Raw genomic sequence first — 17,276 nt, forward strand, 5'->3', positions numbered from 1 at the left:
CGTCCCAACGCCGACACGAGACGCTGGCCGCGTGAATCAGGTCGCGCACATCATGGGACTGGTCGACAAGGTGCTGGGCCGCGATGTCATCGGCGGCTACCTCCACGGCTCCTCGGTGCTCGGCGGGCTCCGTCCCGCGAGTGACGTGGACGTCCTGGTGGTCTCGCGCCGGAGCATGGAGGAGCGGGAGCGCCGGGCACTCCGCGACGGGCTGCTCCGCGTCTCCGGATCCCGGAACAAGGCCCGCCCGGTCGAGCTCACCGTCGTCGTCCGGTCCGAGGTCCGGCCGTGGCGGTTCCCGCCGAGCGGGGACTTCCTGTACGGGGAGTGGCTGCGCGACGCGTACGAGGCGGGGACGGTCCCCCAGCCGGAGCCGATGCCTGACCTGGCCCTGCTGATCACCATGGTGCTCAGCGGTGATCACCCCCTCTGCGGCCCGCCCCCGGCGCAGGTCCTCGACCCCGTTCCGCACGCGGACCTGGTCCGGGCGAGCGTGGCGGGGATCCCCGGGCTGCTCGACGGCCTGGACGGTGACACCCGCAACGTCGTGCTCACGTTCGCCCGGATCTGGGCGACGCTGGCCACCGGCCGGATCCTGCCGAAGGACGCTGCCGCCGACTGGGCTCTCGCCCGGCTCCCGGCCGGGCATCGTCCCGTACTCGAGCACGCCCGCGAGCTGTACCTGACCTGCCGTTACACCGAGGAGAGGTGGAGCGATATCTTGCGCTCCCAGGTGCGTCCGCACGTCACTCACGTACTCGCCGAGATCGATCGGCTGCGCCCCTGAACGTGCACTGATGGCAAGACGAGTTGGGGAAACCGTGAGCGACGACGTTCTGTCGATTATTCCGAGCGATCCGCGGTGGCAGCCGGACCACGAGGCGGCTGAGTCCACCGTCGCGCTCGTCGAGACGCTGGCTCCCGGAGCCCCCGACGGCGATGTGGACGTGGAGATCGAGACTACGTGGCACGACGGGGTGACCCTTGTCGACTGCGGGGCGAACCTCGAGCGGATCGGTTGTCCTCTGTGCCGGGAGGCCATCGACACCGAATGGTGGCGCGATCTCATGGACACCCGCTGCGACGACGGTTTCGCCACGCTTGTTGTCGAGGTTCCTTGTTGTGGTGGGTCGACGACCTTGGATGCGCTGGACTACGACTGGCCCTGCGGTTTCGCCAGTTTCGAGGTCGCTGTGTGGAACCCCGGGCGTGCCTCGTTCAGCGACAAGGAGCTGGCGGCGGTCGCCGACGTGCTCGGGCATCCGGTGCGGCAGATATGGGCTCGCATCTGAGGCCCGACCAGCTCTGGCCGCCGAGGCACTTCTGGGCCGGGGAGTCGAGGTCACCGACACCGAGCCGGGGGCCGCGCTGATCGCCGCCGACGGGCTGGCGGCCGGGAGTAACGCTGAGCTTGTCCGGGCGGCCGTGGGGATCATCGGGCTGCCTTGAGCGCCCCGGCCCGTCGGAGGCCGGGGCGCCGAAAGGGCGTCAGCCGGCCAGGTGGACGGTGCCGTTGATGCGGCGCGGCAGGTGCCAGGGGTTCGCCGGCTGCAGGGCCGGCGGGAGCCACGCGTCCGGGATGGACTGGTACGTCACCGGGCGGACGAAGCGGTCCAGGGCCGCCGCGCCGACCGACGTGGTGCGCGGGTCCGTCGTCGAGGGCCAGGGGCCGCCGTGCTGCTGGGCCCAGGTGTAGGCGACGCCGGTGGGCCAGTCGTCGACCATGACCCGGCCCACCTTCGCGGACAGGGTACGGACCAGGGCGGGCGCGTGCGGGTCGTCGGCGCCCGCGGTGATCACGGAGGCGGCCAGGGCGCCCTGCAGGCGGTCGAGGATCGACGCGAGTTCCGTCTGGTCGCGGTATTCGGCGACGATCACCACGGGGCCGAAGCACTCCGCCAGCAGCCGGCTCCCCGGCACCAGCGCCGCCGCGTCGGCCTCGAGCACCGCCGCGGGGGCGCGCCAGCCGTCGCCCTCGCCGCCGGCCGTCTCCACCGGCCGCCCCCCGGCGGCGGTGAGTTCACCCAGGCCGGCCCGTACCGCCGCGGCGATCGGCGAGGTGAGCATCACCGGGTCCGGGGCCACCGCGCGCAGCGCCTGGGCGACGGCGGCGGCGAAGCCCGAGCCGGCGGGGGCCAGGGCGAGGCCGGGCTTGGTGCAGAACTGGCCGTTGCCCAGGGTGAACGAGCCCGCCAGCCCGGCGGCGACCTCCGCCGTCCGGGACACCGCGGCGGGGGTGACGACGACGGGGTTGACGGTGCCCATCTCCGCGTACACGGGGATCACGCGCTCCCGTTCGCCGGCCGCCCGCCACAGGGCCATGCCGCCGCCCTGGGAGCCGGTGAACGCGACGGCCGTGATCTCGTCGGCGCGTACGAGGTCGATGCCCGCCTGCATCCCGGTGACCGTCGACAGCGTGCCGAGGGGGGCGCCGGCGCGCTCCAGCGCGTCGGCCGCGAGGGCGGCGAGGCGGGCGCTGAGCAGGGGGTGGGCGGGGTGGGCCTTTGCGACGACGGGGCAGCCGGCGGCCAGGGCGGAGGCGAAGTCGTTGCCCAGGAGGCCGAAGGCGAAGGGGAAGTTGCTCGCGCCGAAGACGGCGACGGGGCCGAGGGGCTGGTTGACGCGGGCCAGCGCGGGTGCGGTCGCGGTCGCCTCGTCCAGGGTCGCCGCGAGGTACGAGCCCTCGACGGCGACGTCCGCGTAGAAGCGCAGCTGTCCGGCCGCGCGGAGCACCTCCCCTTCGAGGCGCGGCAGGCCCAGGGCGGTCTCGGACTGGGCCAGGGCGGCCAGTTCGCCCCGGTGCTCCTCGAGCGCGGCGGCCACGGCGTACAGCCAGCCGCGCCGTTCGGCGGGGGCGGCCCCGGCGACCCAAGGGGCCGCGGCGGCGGAGCGGGCCACGGCGGCGGTCACCTCGTCCGGGGGGGTCTCCTCGATCGTGCCGCCCGGGAGGCCGGTCGTCGGGTCGTACGAGGTGATGCTCAAGCGTGTGCTCCTATCGCGGGTTCGAGGATGTCGGCCGGCGGCAGCCGAATCGCAGAGGTGGATCACCTCACCGTACAAACAGACAGCTCTTGACGCTTTGTGCGATTCGTCGAATACTTCGGAAACCTTGGCCGGAACGACGGATACCGGGAGCGCGCGGATGGGCCGGATACGACCGGACGGCAGGATCTGAGGTGTCCCTGCCGACCATCAGCAGCCTCTGCCGCACGCTGGGCGACGACCTCACCCCCGCGGCGGGCTTCGGCGCACCCCCGATCCCCGTCACCGCGGTGCACGTCTCCGAGCTCGCCGACCCCACCGCGTACGTCACCGGCGGCGAGCTGCTCCTCACCACCGGCCTGACCCTCCCCGCCGACCGCGCCGGCTGCGGGGCGTACGCCGCCCGCCTGCGCGCGATCGGCATCGCCGCGCTGGGCCTGGGCCTGGGCCCGGTGCACGACAGCGTCCCCGAGCCGCTGGCCGACGCCTGCCGCGAGGCGGGCCTGGTGCTGCTGATGGTGCCCGATCCGACGCCGTTCCTGACCGTCACCGAGGCCTACTACTCCGCCCGCGCCAAGGCCTCCGAGCAGCATCTGCACGACACGGTGGCCGCCCACCGGACGCTGACGAACGCCGCCGTCGCCCCCGACCCCGGGTCGGAGGTGCTGCGCCGGCTGGCACGGATCCTGGGCGGCTGGGCGGCGACCCTGACCGCCGCCGGCGAGGTGGCCCGGATCCATCCGTCGGGGCTGATCGACGAGGCGGAGGCGCTGCAGGACGCGGTCGCGCGGCTGCGGGTCGCCGGGGCGCACTCGGCGGCCTCGTTCGTGGCGGGCGGGCGTTTCGTCGCGCTGTCGCCGCTGTCCGTGGAGTCGCGGGTCGTGGGGTATCTGGCGGTGGGGACGCCGCGGCAGCTCACGGCCGGTCAGCGGCATGTCGTGACGACGGCCGTGGCGCTGCTGAGCATCGACACCCTGCAGCGCCTGGGCCGGGCCTCCGCCCGCGAGGCCGGGGCGCGCTGTGTGGCGCTGCTGGTCGACCTCGGGCATGCGGCGGCCGCGCGGGAGCTGGCGGCGGCGGGTGGGCTGCCGGTGCCGGGGGTCGAGGGGCGGGTGCTGGCCGTACGCGGGCGGGACGTCCAGGAGAGCGCCCGGGTGGTGTACGCGTGGTGCCCGGACGCCTGCGGGGTGCGGACCGGGGCGACGGAGGCGTGGTTCCTGCTGCCCTCGCGCCACCCCGACCTCGTGTCGCTGGCGGGGCGGCTGACGGCGCACGACGCGTCCGCCGCCGCGCTGGTCTCACCGCGGGTGCGGCTGGAGGACGCCCCCGCCGTCCGCGCCCGCCTCGAGGACCGGCTGCGGCGGCTGCCCGACGGGCGTACGGAGCTGGCGGACGCCCCGGACGGCGGGCCGGAGGGGGAGCTGGCCGCGCGGCTGGACGTGTTCCTGACCGGGCAGAAGCCGCCCGTCGTCCAGGCGCTGGTGGCCTATCTGCGCCGGCGCGGGCAGTGGGAGCACGCCGCCCGTGACCTGGAGGTCCACCGCAACACGCTGCGCTACCGGGTCGGGCGGGCGGCTGCCGCGCTGGACGTGGATGTCGACGATCCCGACACCGCCGCCCGGCTCTGGCTGGACCTGCGCGGGCGCGGGCTGGCCTGAACCCTTCATCCGCCGTCCAGCACCCCCTCCAGCGCCGTGACCGCGTGCGCGCGGTGCTCGTCGAGCCATCGCACGGCGGCGTCGATGTCGCCGGCCCGCAGGGCGGTGAGGACCGCGCGGTGTTCGTGCAGGACGCGTTCGCGGTTGGGGGTCTGGGTGTAGTAGAGGGAGCGGTAGGCGTCGGTGGAGTCCCAAAGGGTGGAGATCAGGCGGGTCAGGCGGGGCATGCCCGAGGCCTCGAAGAGGGTGAAGTGGAAGCGGCGGTTGGCGGCCGTCATGGCCGTCAGGTCTCCGGCGGCCTCGGTCCGTTCGACCTCGGTCTGGATGTCCTCGAGCACGGTGAGGTCCACGTGGGGGGCGGCGCGGCGGACGGCCTCCTCCTCGAGGAGTTCGCGGATGCGGTAGATCTCCCGCAGGTCGGTGAGGGACAGCTCGGTGACGAAGTAGCCGCGGTGCACCTTGTGCTCGACCAGGCCCTCGCCCTCGAGGGTCTTCAGCGCCTCGCGCAGCGGCACCCGGCTGACGTCCAGCCGGGCGGCCAGGGCGTCCTGGCGGATCGGCGCGCCGGGCTTGAGCCGGCCGCTGGTGATGGCACTGCGCACCTCCGCCAGCACGAACTGCTGGGCGGTCGGCGGCCTCCGCCGCTCCACAGCGCCTTCCATCAACCCGACACCTCTCCCTCACCCGCCGGCCGCGTCCCGGCCGGCCCCCATCTTCTAACACCGCCCGGGTGGGGGCCGGACGCGCCCCGCCCGGTGGGCGGCTACAGCCCCAGCTCCGCCAGCAGCGCCTCGGTATCCTCCCCCAGACGCGGCGGGGCGGTGCGGTAGGCCGCGGGGGTGGCGTCCAGCCGTACGGGGTTGGCGACCTGCTCCACCGGGTCGGGGCGGCGCGGGTCGTCGATGCGTACCCGGGTGTGCAGGCCGAGGTCCTCGGCGAGGCCGAACGCGGCGGCGAGGTCGTTGATGGGCCCGCAGGGGATGCCGGCCGCGGTGAGTTCCTCGAACCATTCCTGGGCGGTGCGTGCGGCGAGCGGTCCGGCGAGTTCGGCGAGCAGCGCGTCGCGGTGGGCGACGCGGGCGGCGTTGCCGGCGAAGCGTTCGTCGTCCGCGAGGGCGGGGAGGCCGAGGTGGTCGCACAGGGTGCGGAACTGGCGGTCGGTGCCCACGGCCAGCACCAGGGGGCGGTCCTTGGCGGTGAACACCTCGTACGGGGTGATGCTCGGGTGCCGGTTGCCCATCGCGCCCGGTACGACGCCGCCGGCCACGTAGGCGGACGCCTGGTTGGTGAGCGCCGACAGCAGCGAGGACAGCAGGGACACCTCGACCCGCTGCCCCAGCCCGCTGTGCTCGCGCTCGCGCAGTGCCGCCAGGACGCCGAAGCCGGCGTGCAGGCCGGTGATGACGTCCACCAGCGCCACGCCGGTCTTCGTGCCCTGTCCGCCCGGCTCCCCGGTGACGCTCATCAGCCCGCCCATGGCCTGCACGAGGAGGTCGTAGCCGGGCAGCGCCGCGCCGGGGCCGGAGCCGAAGCCGGTCACCGAGCAGTAGACGAGGCGGGGGTTGAGCGCCCGCATCTCCTCGTAGCCCAGGCCCAGGCGCTCCATGGTGCCGGGCCGGAAGTTCTCCACCAGTACGTCGGCGCGGGCGACGACCGCCCGCGCGGCCTCGCAGCCCTGTTCGGTGGCGAGGTCCAGGGCGACGGAGCGCTTGTTGCGGTTGACTCCCAGGAAGTACGTGGTCTCCCCGCCGGCGAACGGCGGGCCCCAGGCGCGGGTGTCGTCCCCCGCCCCGGGCCGTTCGATCTTGATCACGTCCGCGCCGAGGTCGGCGAGCAGCATGGTCATGTACGGCGCGGCCAGCACCCGTCCGAAGTCCGCCACGACGATCCCCGACAGCGCTCCCTCGCGCGGCGGTGCGGTCGTTGTTCGCGGGGCCGGCTGACTCGACGGCATGCGGCTGTCCTCCTAGATCGGCGTCCGCAGCGAACCTAACCACCGGGCGACGGATAATCAATACTGGATCCAAAATCCGGTCTGGGGTTTACTGGGGGCGCGGGACACTGCCCGTAGCCCTCGAAGAACCCACGAAAGGCCGGCCCATGACCACCACGCCCGTCCACCCCTTCGATCTCATCGGCCTCGACGGCCTGCTCTCGGAGGAGGAGCGCGAGATCCAGAAGACCGTGCGGGCCATGGGCGACAAGGAGCTGCGCCCGCACATCGCCGAGTGGTTCGAGCACGGCCTGCCCGCCCGCGAGGTGGCCCGCAACCTCGGCGAGCTCGGCGTGCTGGGCATGCATCTGGAGGGCTACGGCTGCGCCGGCACCAACGCCGTCTCGTACGGTCTGGCCTGCCTCGAGCTCGAGGCCGTCGACTCCGGTCTGCGCAGCCTGGTCTCCGTACAGGGCTCCCTCGCGATGTACGCGATCTGGAAGTACGGCACGGAGGAGCACAAGCAGCAGTGGCTGCCCGGTATGGCGGCCGGCGAGAAGATCGGCTGCTTCGGCCTCACCGAGCCGGACGCGGGCTCGGACCCGGGCTCGATGCGTACGAACGCGCGGCGCGACGGCGACGACTGGGTGCTGAACGGCACCAAGATGTGGATCACCAACGGGTCGGTCGCCGACGTCGCCGTGGTGTGGGCCCGTGCCGAGGACGGGGTGCGCGGCTTCGTCGTCCCGGCCGGCACGCCCGGCTTCTCCGCCCCCGAGATCACCCGCAAGCTGTCCCTGCGCGCGTCCGTCACCAGCGAGCTGGTGCTGGACGAGGTCCGACTGCCCGCCGACGCGATGCTCCCCCACGCCCGCGGTCTGTCCGGCCCGCTCGGCTGCCTCAACGAGGCGCGTTACGGCATCGTCTTCGGCGCGCTGGGCGCGGCCCGCGACTGTCTGGAGACGGCCCTGTCGTACGTCGCGGACCGTACCGTCTTCGGCCGGTCGCTGGCCTCGTACCAGCTCACCCAGCAGAAGCTCGCCGACATGACGGTCGAGCTGGACAAGGGCATCCTGCTGGCGCTGCGCCTGGGCCGCCTCAAGGACGAGGGCCGCATCACGCCCGAGCAGATCAGCGTGGGCAAGCTGAACAACGTCCGCGAGGCCCTGGACATCGCCCGCCAGTGCCGCACCCTGCTGGGCGCGAACGGCATCACGCTGGAGTACCCGGTGCTGCGCCACGCCAACAACCTCGAGTCCGTCCTCACCTACGAGGGCACCAGCGAGGTCCACACCCTGGCCATCGGCCGGGCGCTGACGGGCGAGGCCGCCTTCCGCTGACGGATCCGGCGCACGCCCCCGGGTCAGTTCTCCAGCGCCGCCACGCCCGGGGGCTGTTCGCCGAAGTGCCGGCCCAGATGCCGGCGGACGAACCGGTCGCCGGCGCGCACCAGACGGGCGCGGCCCGCCGGGGTGCGGCCGAGGATCTGGTGGCGCACGACGTTGCCGATCACCACCGGGGGCACCGCCCAGGGCCAGGACAGGGGCAGTTCGAGGTCGCGCATGCCGCGGCGGCCGACGAAGAAGCTCAGCATGCTCAGCAGCCGCGCCCGGGCCCAGGCCCGGCGGAGACGGGCGAAGCTGTCGAAGTGCAGGGCGCCCTGGGCGTCGACCAGGGCGTTGGCCAGCGGGGGGCCGGCCGGGCCGCCGTAGCTCTGGGCCAGCAGCAGGTGGTAGTTGAGCCGGTGCTGGTCGATCTCGCGGTCACACAGCCAGTCCTGGTCCACGCCGAGGAGATGGCCGACGTACTTCCACAGATGCATGAACGCCCGCGACTCGGCCCGCGTGACCCGTACGCCGAGCATCCGCACGCCCAGCAGCTGGACGGCGTTGAACAGGCCCAGGGTGGAGGCGAGGTCCGAGCGGTTGACGGGGAGGCCCCAGCTGTCGATGTCCCACTGTCCGCCGGCCTCCGTCCGGTGGCTGACCAGGGCGTGCATGAGGCGGACGTGGACGGTGAGCCGGAAGCCGGGGCCGCCGCGGCGCATCGCCCGGGGCCGGGCGACCATCGTCGCCCACTGCTGGGTCTCCGCTATCCGCCGCAGCGCCGACTCCCCCAGCAGCCCGCCCGTCTCGACCAGCAGGCGCGGCGGTCCGTCGAAGCGGTACGAGCCGATGAGCGCGAGCTGCAGCATCACGTCGGCGGCGTTGCGGCCGAAGCGGCGGGCCACCCGGCCGCCCTCCTCGATCAGGTCGAAGTCGACCCAGTCCGGCACCGGGTCGACGACGGCGAAGAAGTCCCGCAGCGGGCCCGGCGCGTCGGGCACCGCGTCGATGCCGTCGGCGAGGGCGCGGCGGAACTGGCGCATCGTCACCCGGTCCGGACCGTCGCGGTCCGTGGCGCGCAGGGCGGTCGCCAGCGCGGCCCCCGCCTCGTCCCGGGCGGTCAGCCGCTCGCCGATCACGGACAGCAGATGCTCGTCGACCCCGCCGCGGCCGGTCAGCAGGAGACGCAGCATCCGTCCGGTGCGGCGGTTGAGGTCCTCGGTCTCCCGGAAGCGCTTCGGGCGGGCAACCGGCGGCGGCTGTACGGTACTTGGCCCGCCGGAGGCATCTCTCGGTGACAGCTCGTGTGCGACCATGAGTCGATGCTGACGCTGTTTTCCACTCGCGTTCAATTCGCCTTCTGACGCCCATGTCATCGCCCCGCCGCACCCCCGGGCCCCCGCAGACCAGTCGCGTTTCGCCGCGCCGGACGCCGCGTCAGGAACGGTCGCGGGCGATGGTGGCGCGCATCCTCGACGCGGGGCGGCAGGTGCTGGCCGAGTACGGGTACGAGGGCGCCTCGACCGGTCGTATCGCCACCGCGGCCGACATCAGCCCCGGCTCCCTCTACCAGTACTTCCCCAACAAGGACGCCATCGTCCTGTCGGTGCTCGACCGGTTCAGCAACAGCCTCGTCTCCCGCGTCACCGCCCGGATGACCGACGAGTTCGAGCAGCCCGCGCCCGTCATCGTCCACGCCACGCTGGAGACCCTGCTCGACGGGCTCGACGTGGAGCGGCCGTTGCTGCGCGCCGCCGTCGAGGACGGACCGCGGCTCGACGGCGGCCGCACCCTGCGGGCGTTCGAGGAGCGGATCGGCGAGCTGGTCCACGCGTATCTGACGACGCAGCGCCCCGCACTGCGCGCCGGCCTCCCCCTGGACGCCGCCGTGTGGACGCTGGTGCGGACCGTCGAGCACGTCAGCGTGCGCTATCTGCTGGACGAGCCGCCCATCCCCCGCGAGCGGTTCCTGGCGGAGCTCACCCATCTGTCGCTGAGCTATCTGCGGGCCGGCGACTGACTCCCCCGGGCCACCCGATCGCCGGACGCCGAAATGTCGATTTGTACCGGTACGTGCACTATGGAGAGGTCGCGTGACAGAAGGGGATCCCGCCATGCTTTCCTCGTTGACCTCGACCGCTCTCCAGGAGCTGCGCCGGCCGCGGACCTACCCGGCCGTCTCCCTGGTGATGCCCACCCACCCGCGGCGGGCGGAGAACGCCCAGGACCAGGTACGGCTGCGCAACCTCGTCGCCGAGGCGACCCGCCGCCTGGAGGCCGACGGCGCCGTCGGCACCGAACAGCGCCGGGACGTGACCGCCCAGCTCGAACAGGCCGTCGGCGAGGTGGACCCCGCACAGGTCAAGGACGGCCTCGTCATCTTCGCGGCGCCCGGGGAGCACCAGGTGTGGGCGATCGACCGCGAGGTGCCCGAGCGCGTCGTACTGTCGCAGACCTTCCTCACCCGCAACCTGGTCGCCGCCGACGCCGCCCACAGCCCGTACTGGGTGGTCACACCGGCCGCCGACCGGGTGTCCCTCTTCGAGGGGCACGGCGACCACGTCACCGAGATCACCGGACGCGGCTTCCCGCTCACGCGCAGCCTGGAGGACCCCGACGTCGAGCGCAAGCAGCGCATCGGCGACGTGCCCAGCACCTACAGCGACGAGCAGACCCGCCAGTTCTTCCGCGACGCCGACACCGCCCTGGCCGCCGTCCTCGCCACCGACCCCCGCCCGCTGTATCTCGCCGCGGAGCCCCCGGCGCTGGCCCTGTTCACCGAGGTCGGCGGCGCCGCGAAGGACGCCGCCCAGGTGACCGTGGGCGGCCTGGCCCACGCCGGCGCCGAGGCCGTCGCCCGGGCCGTCGAACCGGCCCGCGCCGCCTCCGCGCGGATCGAGGTCGCCGAGGCCAACGCGGCGCTGGAGCGCGCCCGCGGCGGCCACACGTACGCGGCGGGGGTGGACGAGGTCTGGTCGAAGGCCCTCGACGGCCGCGTCCACGAACTCGTCGTGGAGGAGGACTACCGCACCAGCGTCCACGTCGGCGACGGACACCTCGAGCCCGCCGACGCCGGCGACCCGGAGGCCGTCCACGACATCATCGACGAGATCATCGAGTCCTCCCTGGAGACCGGCGCACAGGTCGTGTTCGTCCCCGACGGCACGCTGACCGAGGCCGGCCACATCGCGGCGGTCCTGCGCTACTGACCGCACGGCCCGATATTGGCGTGCGACGACGCCGGTACGGGGAGCAGACTCGCCCCATGGTCGACATACGGGCGTTCCGCGACGAGGTCACCGACCGGGCGGCCCGGGGCGCCCCCGGCGCGCCCGCACGCGAGCTGGCGACGGCGCTCGGACTGCGCACCGTGGTGCTGCTGGAGGGGCTGAGCGACCTCGCGGCCGTCGACACCCTCGCCGCCCGCCGGGGCCGTGATCTGGCCGCCGAGGGGGTGTGCGCCCTGCCGATGGGCGGGGCGACGAACGTGGGCCGCTTCGCCCGGCTGCTGGGGCCCGACGGGCTGGGCCTGCGTCTGGTCGGCCTGTGCGACGAGCGCGAGCAGCGGTTCTTCGACCGGGCGCTGGACGACGGGAACGTCTTCGTCTGCGTCTCGGACCTCGAGGAGGAGTTCATCCGCGCCATGGGCACCGAGCGGGCCGAGGAGGTCGTCGAGCGGGCGGGCGAACTGCGGGCCTGGCAGACCCTCGTACGCCAGCCCGACCAGCACGGCCGCCCCCGGGACCAGCAGCTGCGGCGCTTCCTCGGGACGAAGAAGGGCCGCAAGATCCGCTACGGCCGGCTGCTCGTCGAGGGCCTCGACCCGGACGCGGTGCCCGCGCCGCTGGAGGACCTCTTCGCTCACCTGTGAGGCCGTCCCCTTGTGTGCGGACGACGGCGGGATTCATGATCGATCGCAGCAGGAGGACCCGCCGGAGACTGGAGTGCCCGTGAGCGACACCTTCTGGGACGACGTCGATCAGCATCTGGTGCGCTACGGCGCCGCGTTCACCCCGCGCGTCATCGAGCGGGCCGCCGGATCGTACGTCTACGACAGCGCCGGGACCGCGATCCTGGACTTCACGTCCGGGCAGATGAGCGCCGTCCTGGGACACGCGCACCCGGACATCGTGCGCACCGTGTCCCGGTCGGTGGCGACCCTGGACCATCTCTTCAGCGGGATGCTGAGCCGCCCCGTCGTCGACCTGGCCAAGCGCCTGGCCGGCACACTGCCGCCGGGCCTGGACAAGACACTGCTGCTGACGACCGGCGCGGAGTCCAACGAGGCCGCCGTCAAGATGGCCAAACTGGCCACCGGCCGCTACGAAGTCGTCTCCTTCGACCGCTCCTGGCACGGCATGACGTCGGGCGCCGCCTCCGCCACCTACTCCGCCGGCCGCCACGGCTACGGCCCTGCACTCCCCGGCAACCTCACACTGCCCACCCCCAACGGCTACCGCTCCCCGTTCCGCCGGTCCGACGGCTCGTACGACTGGGAGGCCGAACTCGACTACGGCTTCGGCCTGGTCGACCGCCAGTCGACCGGCTCACTCGCCGCCTGCCTGATCGAACCGGTCCTGTCGTCCGGCGGCATCATCGAACTGCCGCCCGGCTATCTGGCCCGCCTCAAGGACCTGTGCACCGCCCGCGGCATGCTCCTGATCCTCGACGAGGCACAGACCGGACTGGGCCGCACGGGCCACATGTACGCCTTTGAACGCGACGGCGTCACGCCCGACATCCTCACACTCTCCAAGACCCTGGGCGCCGGTCGCGGCGGTGGTGACGAGCACGGAGCTCGAGGAGACCTGCCGCGACCGCGGTTTCCTCTTCTTCACCACCCACGTCTCCGACCCCCTGGCGGCGAGCGTCGGCCTGACCGTCCTGGACGTCATCGCCCGCGACGGCCTGGTCGCCCGGGCCGCCGCGATGGGCGCTCAGCTCACCGCCCGGCTCGAGGCGCTTCGGGACTCGTACGAGGTCGTCGGCGACGTCCGCGGCCGGGGACTGCTGCAGGGCCTGGAACTGGTCCACGACAAGGCGACCAAGACCCCCGCCGACGACCTGGGCCAGGCGGTGACGGCGGCCTGCCTCGAGCGGGGCCTGCACCTCAACATCGTCCAGCTGCCGGGGATGGGCGGCATCTTCCGGATAGCCCCGCCGCTGACGGTCGGCGAGACCGAACTCCACGACGGCGTCGACATCCTGGAGGCGGCGCTGAAGGCGGCACTGGCCTGAGCGCGTACGACAGCGGCCCGCGGCACTCCCGTGCCGCGGGCCGTGCGCCTGTCGCGATCAGTCCGTACCGGACTCCATCGCCGCGCGGTCCAGCATGACCTCCTCGTCCGGGGCCTCGCCCCGGGAGGCGATCACCTCGGCGCCGCCCTCGGCCATCGCGCCGATCAGGCCCGTCGAGGCCGCCTGGGCCGCGCCGATCAGGGCCGGATGGGCGGGGCCCACCAGGCCGAGGCCCGCGTACTGCTCGAGCCGGGCGCGGGAGTCGGCGATGTCCAGGTTGCGCATGGTGAGCTGGCCGATCCGGTCCACCGGGCCGAACGCCGAGTCCTCGGTGCGCTCCATGGACAGCTTGTCCGGGTGGTAGCTGAGCGCCGGACCGCGGGTGTCGAGGATCGTGTAGTCCTCGCCGCGCCGCAGCCGCAGCGTGACCTCGCCGGTGATCGCGGCGCCGACCCAGCGCTGCAGCGACTCACGCACCATCAGCGCCTGCGGGTCCAGCCAGCGGCCCTCGTAGAGCAGCCGGCCGAGCCGGCGGCCCTCGTTGTGGTACGCGGCCACCGTGTCCTCGTTGTGGATGGCGTTGACGAGGCGCTCGTACGCGATGTGCAGCAGCGCCATGCCGGGCGCCTCGTAGATGCCGCGGCTCTTCGCCTCGATGACGCGGTTCTCGATCTGGTCGGACATGCCCAGGCCGTGCCGGCCGCCGATCGCGTTGGCCTCCATGACGAGGTCGACGGCGGAACCGAACTCCTTGCCGTTGACCGAGACCGGGCGGCCCTGGTCGAAGCCGATCGTCACCTCCTCGGGGACGATCTCCACCGCCGGGTCCCAGAACCGTACGCCCATGATCGGGTCGACGGTCTCGATGCCGGTGTCCAGGTGCTCCAGCGTCTTGGCCTCGTGGGTGGCGCCCCAGATGTTGGCGTCGGTGGAGTACGCCTTCTCCGTGGAGTCGCGGTAGGGCAGGCCGTGCGCGACGAGCCACTCCGACATCTCCTTGCGGCCGCCGAGCTCGGTGACGAAGTCGGCGTCGAGCCAGGGCTTGTAGATCCGCAGGTGGGGGTTGGCGAGGAGACCGTAGCGGTAGAACCGCTCGATGTCGTTGCCCTTGAAGGTGGAGCCGTCGCCCCAGATCTGCACGCCGTCCTCGAGCATGGCGCGGACCAGCAGGGTGCCGGTCACGGCGCGGCCCAGCGGGGTGGTGTTGAAGTACGGGCGCCCGCCGGACTTGATGTGGAACGCGCCGCAGGCCAGCGCCGCCAGCCCCTCCTCGACCAGCGCCGCCCGGCAGTCGACGAGCCGGGCCACCTCGGCGCCGTAGGCGAAGGCGCGGCCGGGGACCGAGTCGATGTCGGGCTCGTCGTACTGGCCGATGTCGGCGGTGTACGTGCAGGGCACGGCGCCCTTGTCGCGCATCCACGCGACGGCGACGGAGGTGTCGAGTCCGCCGGAGAAGGCGATACCGACGCGCTCGCCGGTGGGGAGGGAGGTGAGGACCTTGGACATGGCAAGATTATGCATCGGACTGCATCATCATGCAAGGCTGCTGTTCGGCACCTCGCGCGGCTCCGGTGCACGCCGGGGGCTTGCGGCGGGGTGCGGACCGGGGCCGGTGACGCGAATCACAACACCCGAAAGCCCGGCGGAACGCTTGTTGCCCTGTCCTCCCACCGGCGCGCGGCCGCTCCAGTAGGCTCCGGGGAAACCTGCTTCCGGGGGGAATTCCAGCATGTCAATGCAAAAGGGCACCAACGTCGTGGTGCCGGCGGCCAGGGTTCGGGTGGAGCTGGGCTGGCAGGACGTGCCCGGCAGCCCCGACGCCGACGCCTCGGCCCTGCTGCTCACCGGGGCGGGCAAGGTCCGCTCCGACACCGACTTCGTGTTCTACAACCAGCCCTCCCACCCCGGCGGGGCCGTACGGCACGAGGGCAAGCAGCGCGGCGGCGGTCAGGTACGCGACACCCTCGGGGTGGACCTGACGTCCGTGGAGGCGGCGATCGGGACCGTGGTACTGGCGGCCTCCGCCGACGGCGGCACGTTCGGGCAGTTCCACGGGCTGTACATCCGGGTGCTCGACGCGGCGAACGGCGCCGAGCTGGCGCGCTTCGACAGCACCGGGGCGTCGAACGAGACGGCGTTCGTGCTGGGCGAGCTCTACCGGCGCAACGACCAGTGGAAGTTCCGCGCGGTCGGCCAGGGCTACGCGACCGGGCTGGCCGGGCTCGCCACCGACTTCGGCATCAGCGTCGACGAGCCCGCGGCCCCGGCCCCCGCACCGCAGCAGGCTCCCGCCGCCCCGCCCGTCATGCCGATGCCGCCGGTCACGCAGCTCCCGCCGACGCCTCCCCCGCCGCCTCCGGCCCCCGCGGTGTCGCTGTCGAAGATCACGCTGACGAAGGCCGCCCCGGCCGTGTCCCTCACCAAGCAGGGCGCGACGTCGGGCGCGCTGCGGGTCAATCTCCGCTGGAGCCCCCGCAAGGCGCCGCGCGGCTGGATGGGCAAGGGCAAGGGCGCCGTCCGGCTCGAGAACCTGGACCTCGACCTGTCGTGCATGTGGGAGCTGCAGAACGGCAGCACCGGCATCGTGCACCCCATCGGGAACCAGTACGGCTCCTACGACCAGCCGCCCTACGTCCGCCTCGACCAGGACGACCGGACCGGCGGCAGCGACGAGGGCGAGAACCTCACGGTCAACCTCGACCACTCGGCCGAGATCAAGCGCCTCCTGGTGTTCGTGAACATCTACCAGGGCGCCGAAAGCTTCGCCGGCCTCGACGGCGTGGCCACGCTGTACCCGCCGGTGGGCCCGCCGATCGAGATGCACCTGGACGAGTGCACCGTCCCCTCCCCCGTCGCCGCCATCGCCCTCATCGAGAACGTGAACGGCGAGCTGGTCGTGCGCCGGGAGGCCAAGTACATCCTGGTCCCGCCCGGCATCTTCAAGCAGCAGGCCGTCGACCTGGAGTACGGCTGGGGCATGAGCTGGCACGCGGCGGGCAAGGACTGACCGCCCCCGGGAATCGGCCGGATATCGCTTCCGGCCGATCCCGGCAGATGCGAGGGTGGGCCCATGACCCGTGATCACGCACCGGCCGACGAAGCCGGGCGCCTGCGCGCCGCGATGCGCGCGGACCTCGTCGCCGCGATGAAGGCGCGCCGGCCCGACACCGTACGGGCGCTGCGCTCGGCGATCGCCGCCATCGACAACGCGGAGGCCGTCCCGGTGTCCGACGAGGCGGTCGCCGCGACGGGTGAGCACATCGCCGGCGCCCGGCTCGGGGTCGGCGCCGCCGAGGCGGAGCGCCGGACCCTGGACGCCGACGATGTACGGGCCCTGCTGCGCGACCGGATCGCGGAGTACGACTCGGAGGCCGCCGGCTACGTCACCCACGGCCAGGCCAACGCGGCGCAGCTGCTGCGGCGTGAGGCCGACGTACTGCGGGCCTACCTGTCCTGACGGGCGTCAGAGCTGGAACTCGGCGGCCGGCACACCCAGCGCCGCGCACACCTCACGGATCACCGTCTGCTCGGGCTGGGAGAAGTCGCCGTCGGCCGCCGCCACGACGATGCCGGTCTGGATGACGGCCCGCGCCTCGGTGGGCTTCTTGGCGGCCTTGGCGATGTCCCGCATCGCCTCGGCCTTGCCCTGCGCGAAGTCCCGGGTGAGCCGGTCGACATGGGCGTTGAACCGCTGGCGCAGCTGCTCGGGTGGGAAGTTGGCCAGCACCTCGTTCCCCAGGATCGTCGATTCGACGTGCTGCCGCTCGGCCGCGTCCACATGCCCGTCCGCCGCGGCGACCAGGGCGCACATCGCCATACTGGCGTCCCGGAAGGCGCCGCTCTTCAACTCGGCCTTGAGCGACCCGAGCTGCGACTTGAGCGCCCCGATCAGCTGCGCCTTCGACCCACCCCCGGACCCCCCGTGCCGCTGCCCCCCGACGGGCCCACGCCCGCCCTGCGCCTGCTGCTGCAGGGCTCGGGCCTGGTCCTTGAGCTGCTTCCACACTGCCATGTCGCCGCGTCACCTCGGTCTGCGTTCGAATCACGCTCGTCCGGCTCCCACCGCCGGGCGGGGCCACTGCGTCAACGGCTGACGGTGGGTAAAGGTTCCGCAAAGTGCCGGAAGTGCCTGGCCACCGG

Annotated in this window: 15 protein-coding genes and 1 pseudogene; 10 read left to right on the forward strand and 6 right to left on the reverse strand. The window is 73.1% G+C overall.

The genetic code is table 11. From position 1 onward, the window contains the following. Nucleotides 1–31: 31 nt before the first annotated feature. Together SRB5_RS00955 and SRB5_RS00960 are read left to right on the forward strand one after the other, a co-directional pair. Nucleotides 32–787 carry an aminoglycoside adenylyltransferase family protein gene (locus SRB5_RS00955; protein ID WP_323376707.1) on the forward strand — a complete coding sequence of 252 codons (756 nt, stop codon included), beginning with the start codon at nt 32–34 and terminating at the stop codon, nt 785–787. 34 nt (nt 788–821) lie between these two features. Further along, complete coding sequence (locus SRB5_RS00960; protein ID WP_323376709.1) at nt 822–1,292, forward strand: hypothetical protein; 471 nt, start codon at nt 822–824, stop codon at nt 1,290–1,292. 196 nt (nt 1,293–1,488) lie between these two features. Here SRB5_RS00960 and SRB5_RS00965 read toward each other — a convergent pair whose 3' ends face one another. After that, nucleotides 1,489–2,982: an aldehyde dehydrogenase family protein gene (locus tag SRB5_RS00965; RefSeq protein ID WP_153449455.1), complete on the reverse strand. Its 1,494-nt coding sequence runs from the start codon at nt 2,980–2,982 to the stop codon at nt 1,489–1,491. 194 nt (nt 2,983–3,176) lie between these two features. Between SRB5_RS00965 and SRB5_RS00970 the strand changes: the two genes are divergently transcribed. Then, nucleotides 3,177–4,640 carry a PucR family transcriptional regulator ligand-binding domain-containing protein gene (locus SRB5_RS00970; RefSeq protein ID WP_194292797.1) on the forward strand — a complete coding sequence of 488 codons (1,464 nt, stop codon included), beginning with the start codon at nt 3,177–3,179 and terminating at the stop codon, nt 4,638–4,640. A 5-nt stretch (nt 4,641–4,645) separates the two neighbouring features. Here the strand turns inward: SRB5_RS00970 and SRB5_RS00975 are convergent, their stop codons facing one another. Further along, nucleotides 4,646–5,302: a GntR family transcriptional regulator gene (locus tag SRB5_RS00975; RefSeq protein ID WP_153449457.1), complete on the reverse strand. Its 657-nt coding sequence runs from the start codon at nt 5,300–5,302 to the stop codon at nt 4,646–4,648. A gap of 101 nt (nt 5,303–5,403) precedes the next feature. Continuing rightward, complete coding sequence (locus SRB5_RS00980) at nt 5,404–6,594, reverse strand: CaiB/BaiF CoA transferase family protein (protein WP_153449458.1); 1,191 nt, start codon at nt 6,592–6,594, stop codon at nt 5,404–5,406. Between the two features lie 146 nt (nt 6,595–6,740). Between SRB5_RS00980 and SRB5_RS00985 the strand changes: the two genes are divergently transcribed. After that, the gene (locus SRB5_RS00985) at nt 6,741–7,913 is read left to right on the forward strand and encodes an acyl-CoA dehydrogenase family protein (protein WP_153449459.1); all 1,173 of its coding nucleotides are present in this window, start codon (nt 6,741–6,743) and stop codon (nt 7,911–7,913) included. 23 nt (nt 7,914–7,936) lie between these two features. Here the strand turns inward: SRB5_RS00985 and SRB5_RS00990 are convergent, their stop codons facing one another. After that, the gene (locus SRB5_RS00990; RefSeq protein WP_153449460.1) at nt 7,937–9,214 is read right to left on the reverse strand and encodes an oxygenase MpaB family protein; all 1,278 of its coding nucleotides are present in this window, start codon (nt 9,212–9,214) and stop codon (nt 7,937–7,939) included. Between the two features lie 140 nt (nt 9,215–9,354). On the opposite strand from SRB5_RS00990, the gene SRB5_RS00995 reads away from it, so the two are divergent. From SRB5_RS00995 to SRB5_RS01010, 4 genes and pseudogenes are all read left to right on the forward strand, one after another. Further along, nucleotides 9,355–9,918: a TetR/AcrR family transcriptional regulator gene (locus tag SRB5_RS00995; RefSeq protein WP_153449461.1), complete on the forward strand. Its 564-nt coding sequence runs from the start codon at nt 9,355–9,357 to the stop codon at nt 9,916–9,918. A gap of 94 nt (nt 9,919–10,012) precedes the next feature. Beyond that, the gene (locus SRB5_RS01000) at nt 10,013–11,107 is read left to right on the forward strand and encodes a baeRF3 domain-containing protein (RefSeq protein WP_153449462.1); all 1,095 of its coding nucleotides are present in this window, start codon (nt 10,013–10,015) and stop codon (nt 11,105–11,107) included. 56 nt (nt 11,108–11,163) lie between these two features. After that, on the forward strand, nt 11,164–11,769 hold the full coding sequence (locus SRB5_RS01005) for a TOPRIM nucleotidyl transferase/hydrolase domain-containing protein (protein WP_153449463.1): 606 nt from the start codon (nt 11,164–11,166) through the stop codon (nt 11,767–11,769). A gap of 73 nt (nt 11,770–11,842) precedes the next feature. After that, nucleotides 11,843–13,136: pseudogene (locus tag SRB5_RS01010) on the forward strand (aspartate aminotransferase family protein). A gap of 57 nt (nt 13,137–13,193) precedes the next feature. Here the strand turns inward: SRB5_RS01010 and argG are convergent. Then, nucleotides 13,194–14,642 (reverse strand): argininosuccinate synthase, encoded by a 1,449-nt coding sequence (gene argG / locus SRB5_RS01015; RefSeq protein WP_153449464.1) that lies wholly within the window; start codon nt 14,640–14,642, stop codon nt 13,194–13,196. A gap of 223 nt (nt 14,643–14,865) precedes the next feature. Here argG and SRB5_RS01020 point away from each other — a divergent pair, with 223 nt between their 5' ends. Together SRB5_RS01020 and SRB5_RS01025 are read left to right on the forward strand one after the other, a co-directional pair. Further along, nucleotides 14,866–16,143 carry a TerD family protein gene (locus tag SRB5_RS01020; protein WP_228389675.1) on the forward strand — a complete coding sequence of 426 codons (1,278 nt, stop codon included), beginning with the start codon at nt 14,866–14,868 and terminating at the stop codon, nt 16,141–16,143. Nucleotides 16,144–16,206: 63 nt separating this feature from the next. Next, nucleotides 16,207–16,593: a GatB/YqeY domain-containing protein gene (locus SRB5_RS01025; RefSeq protein WP_153449465.1), complete on the forward strand. Its 387-nt coding sequence runs from the start codon at nt 16,207–16,209 to the stop codon at nt 16,591–16,593. A gap of 6 nt (nt 16,594–16,599) precedes the next feature. On the opposite strand, the gene SRB5_RS01030 is transcribed toward SRB5_RS01025, so the two are convergent. Continuing rightward, entirely contained in the window at nt 16,600–17,148 is a 549-nt protein-coding gene (locus tag SRB5_RS01030; RefSeq protein WP_153449466.1) for a tellurite resistance TerB family protein, read from the reverse strand. Between the last annotated feature and the right edge of the window lie 128 nt (nt 17,149–17,276).

The sequence above is a fragment of the Streptomyces smaragdinus genome (assembly GCF_009604385.1).
In the GTDB taxonomy this organism is placed as follows: domain Bacteria; phylum Actinomycetota; class Actinomycetes; order Streptomycetales; family Streptomycetaceae; genus Streptomyces; species Streptomyces smaragdinus.

What these genes read in the sequence shown, in the direction of transcription:
- SRB5_RS00975 (WP_153449457.1), bottom strand. Translation starts at nt 5,302, where the DNA reads ATGGAAGGCGCTGTGGAGCGGCGGAGGCCGCCGACCGCCCAGCAGTTC.
- SRB5_RS00980 (WP_153449458.1), bottom strand. Translation starts at nt 6,594, where the DNA reads ATGCCGTCGAGTCAGCCGGCCCCGCGAACAACGACCGCACCGCCGCGC.
- SRB5_RS00985 (WP_153449459.1), top strand. Translation starts at nt 6,741, where the DNA reads ATGACCACCACGCCCGTCCACCCCTTCGATCTCATCGGCCTCGACGGC.
- SRB5_RS00990 (WP_153449460.1), bottom strand. Translation starts at nt 9,214, where the DNA reads ATGGTCGCACACGAGCTGTCACCGAGAGATGCCTCCGGCGGGCCAAGT.
- SRB5_RS00995 (WP_153449461.1), top strand. Translation starts at nt 9,355, where the DNA reads ATGGTGGCGCGCATCCTCGACGCGGGGCGGCAGGTGCTGGCCGAGTAC.
- SRB5_RS01000 (WP_153449462.1), top strand. Translation starts at nt 10,013, where the DNA reads ATGCTTTCCTCGTTGACCTCGACCGCTCTCCAGGAGCTGCGCCGGCCG.
- SRB5_RS01005 (WP_153449463.1), top strand. Translation starts at nt 11,164, where the DNA reads ATGGTCGACATACGGGCGTTCCGCGACGAGGTCACCGACCGGGCGGCC.
- argG (WP_153449464.1), bottom strand. Translation starts at nt 14,642, where the DNA reads ATGTCCAAGGTCCTCACCTCCCTCCCCACCGGCGAGCGCGTCGGTATC.
- SRB5_RS01020 (WP_228389675.1), top strand. Translation starts at nt 14,866, where the DNA reads ATGTCAATGCAAAAGGGCACCAACGTCGTGGTGCCGGCGGCCAGGGTT.
- SRB5_RS01025 (WP_153449465.1), top strand. Translation starts at nt 16,207, where the DNA reads ATGACCCGTGATCACGCACCGGCCGACGAAGCCGGGCGCCTGCGCGCC.
- SRB5_RS01030 (WP_153449466.1), bottom strand. Translation starts at nt 17,148, where the DNA reads ATGGCAGTGTGGAAGCAGCTCAAGGACCAGGCCCGAGCCCTGCAGCAG.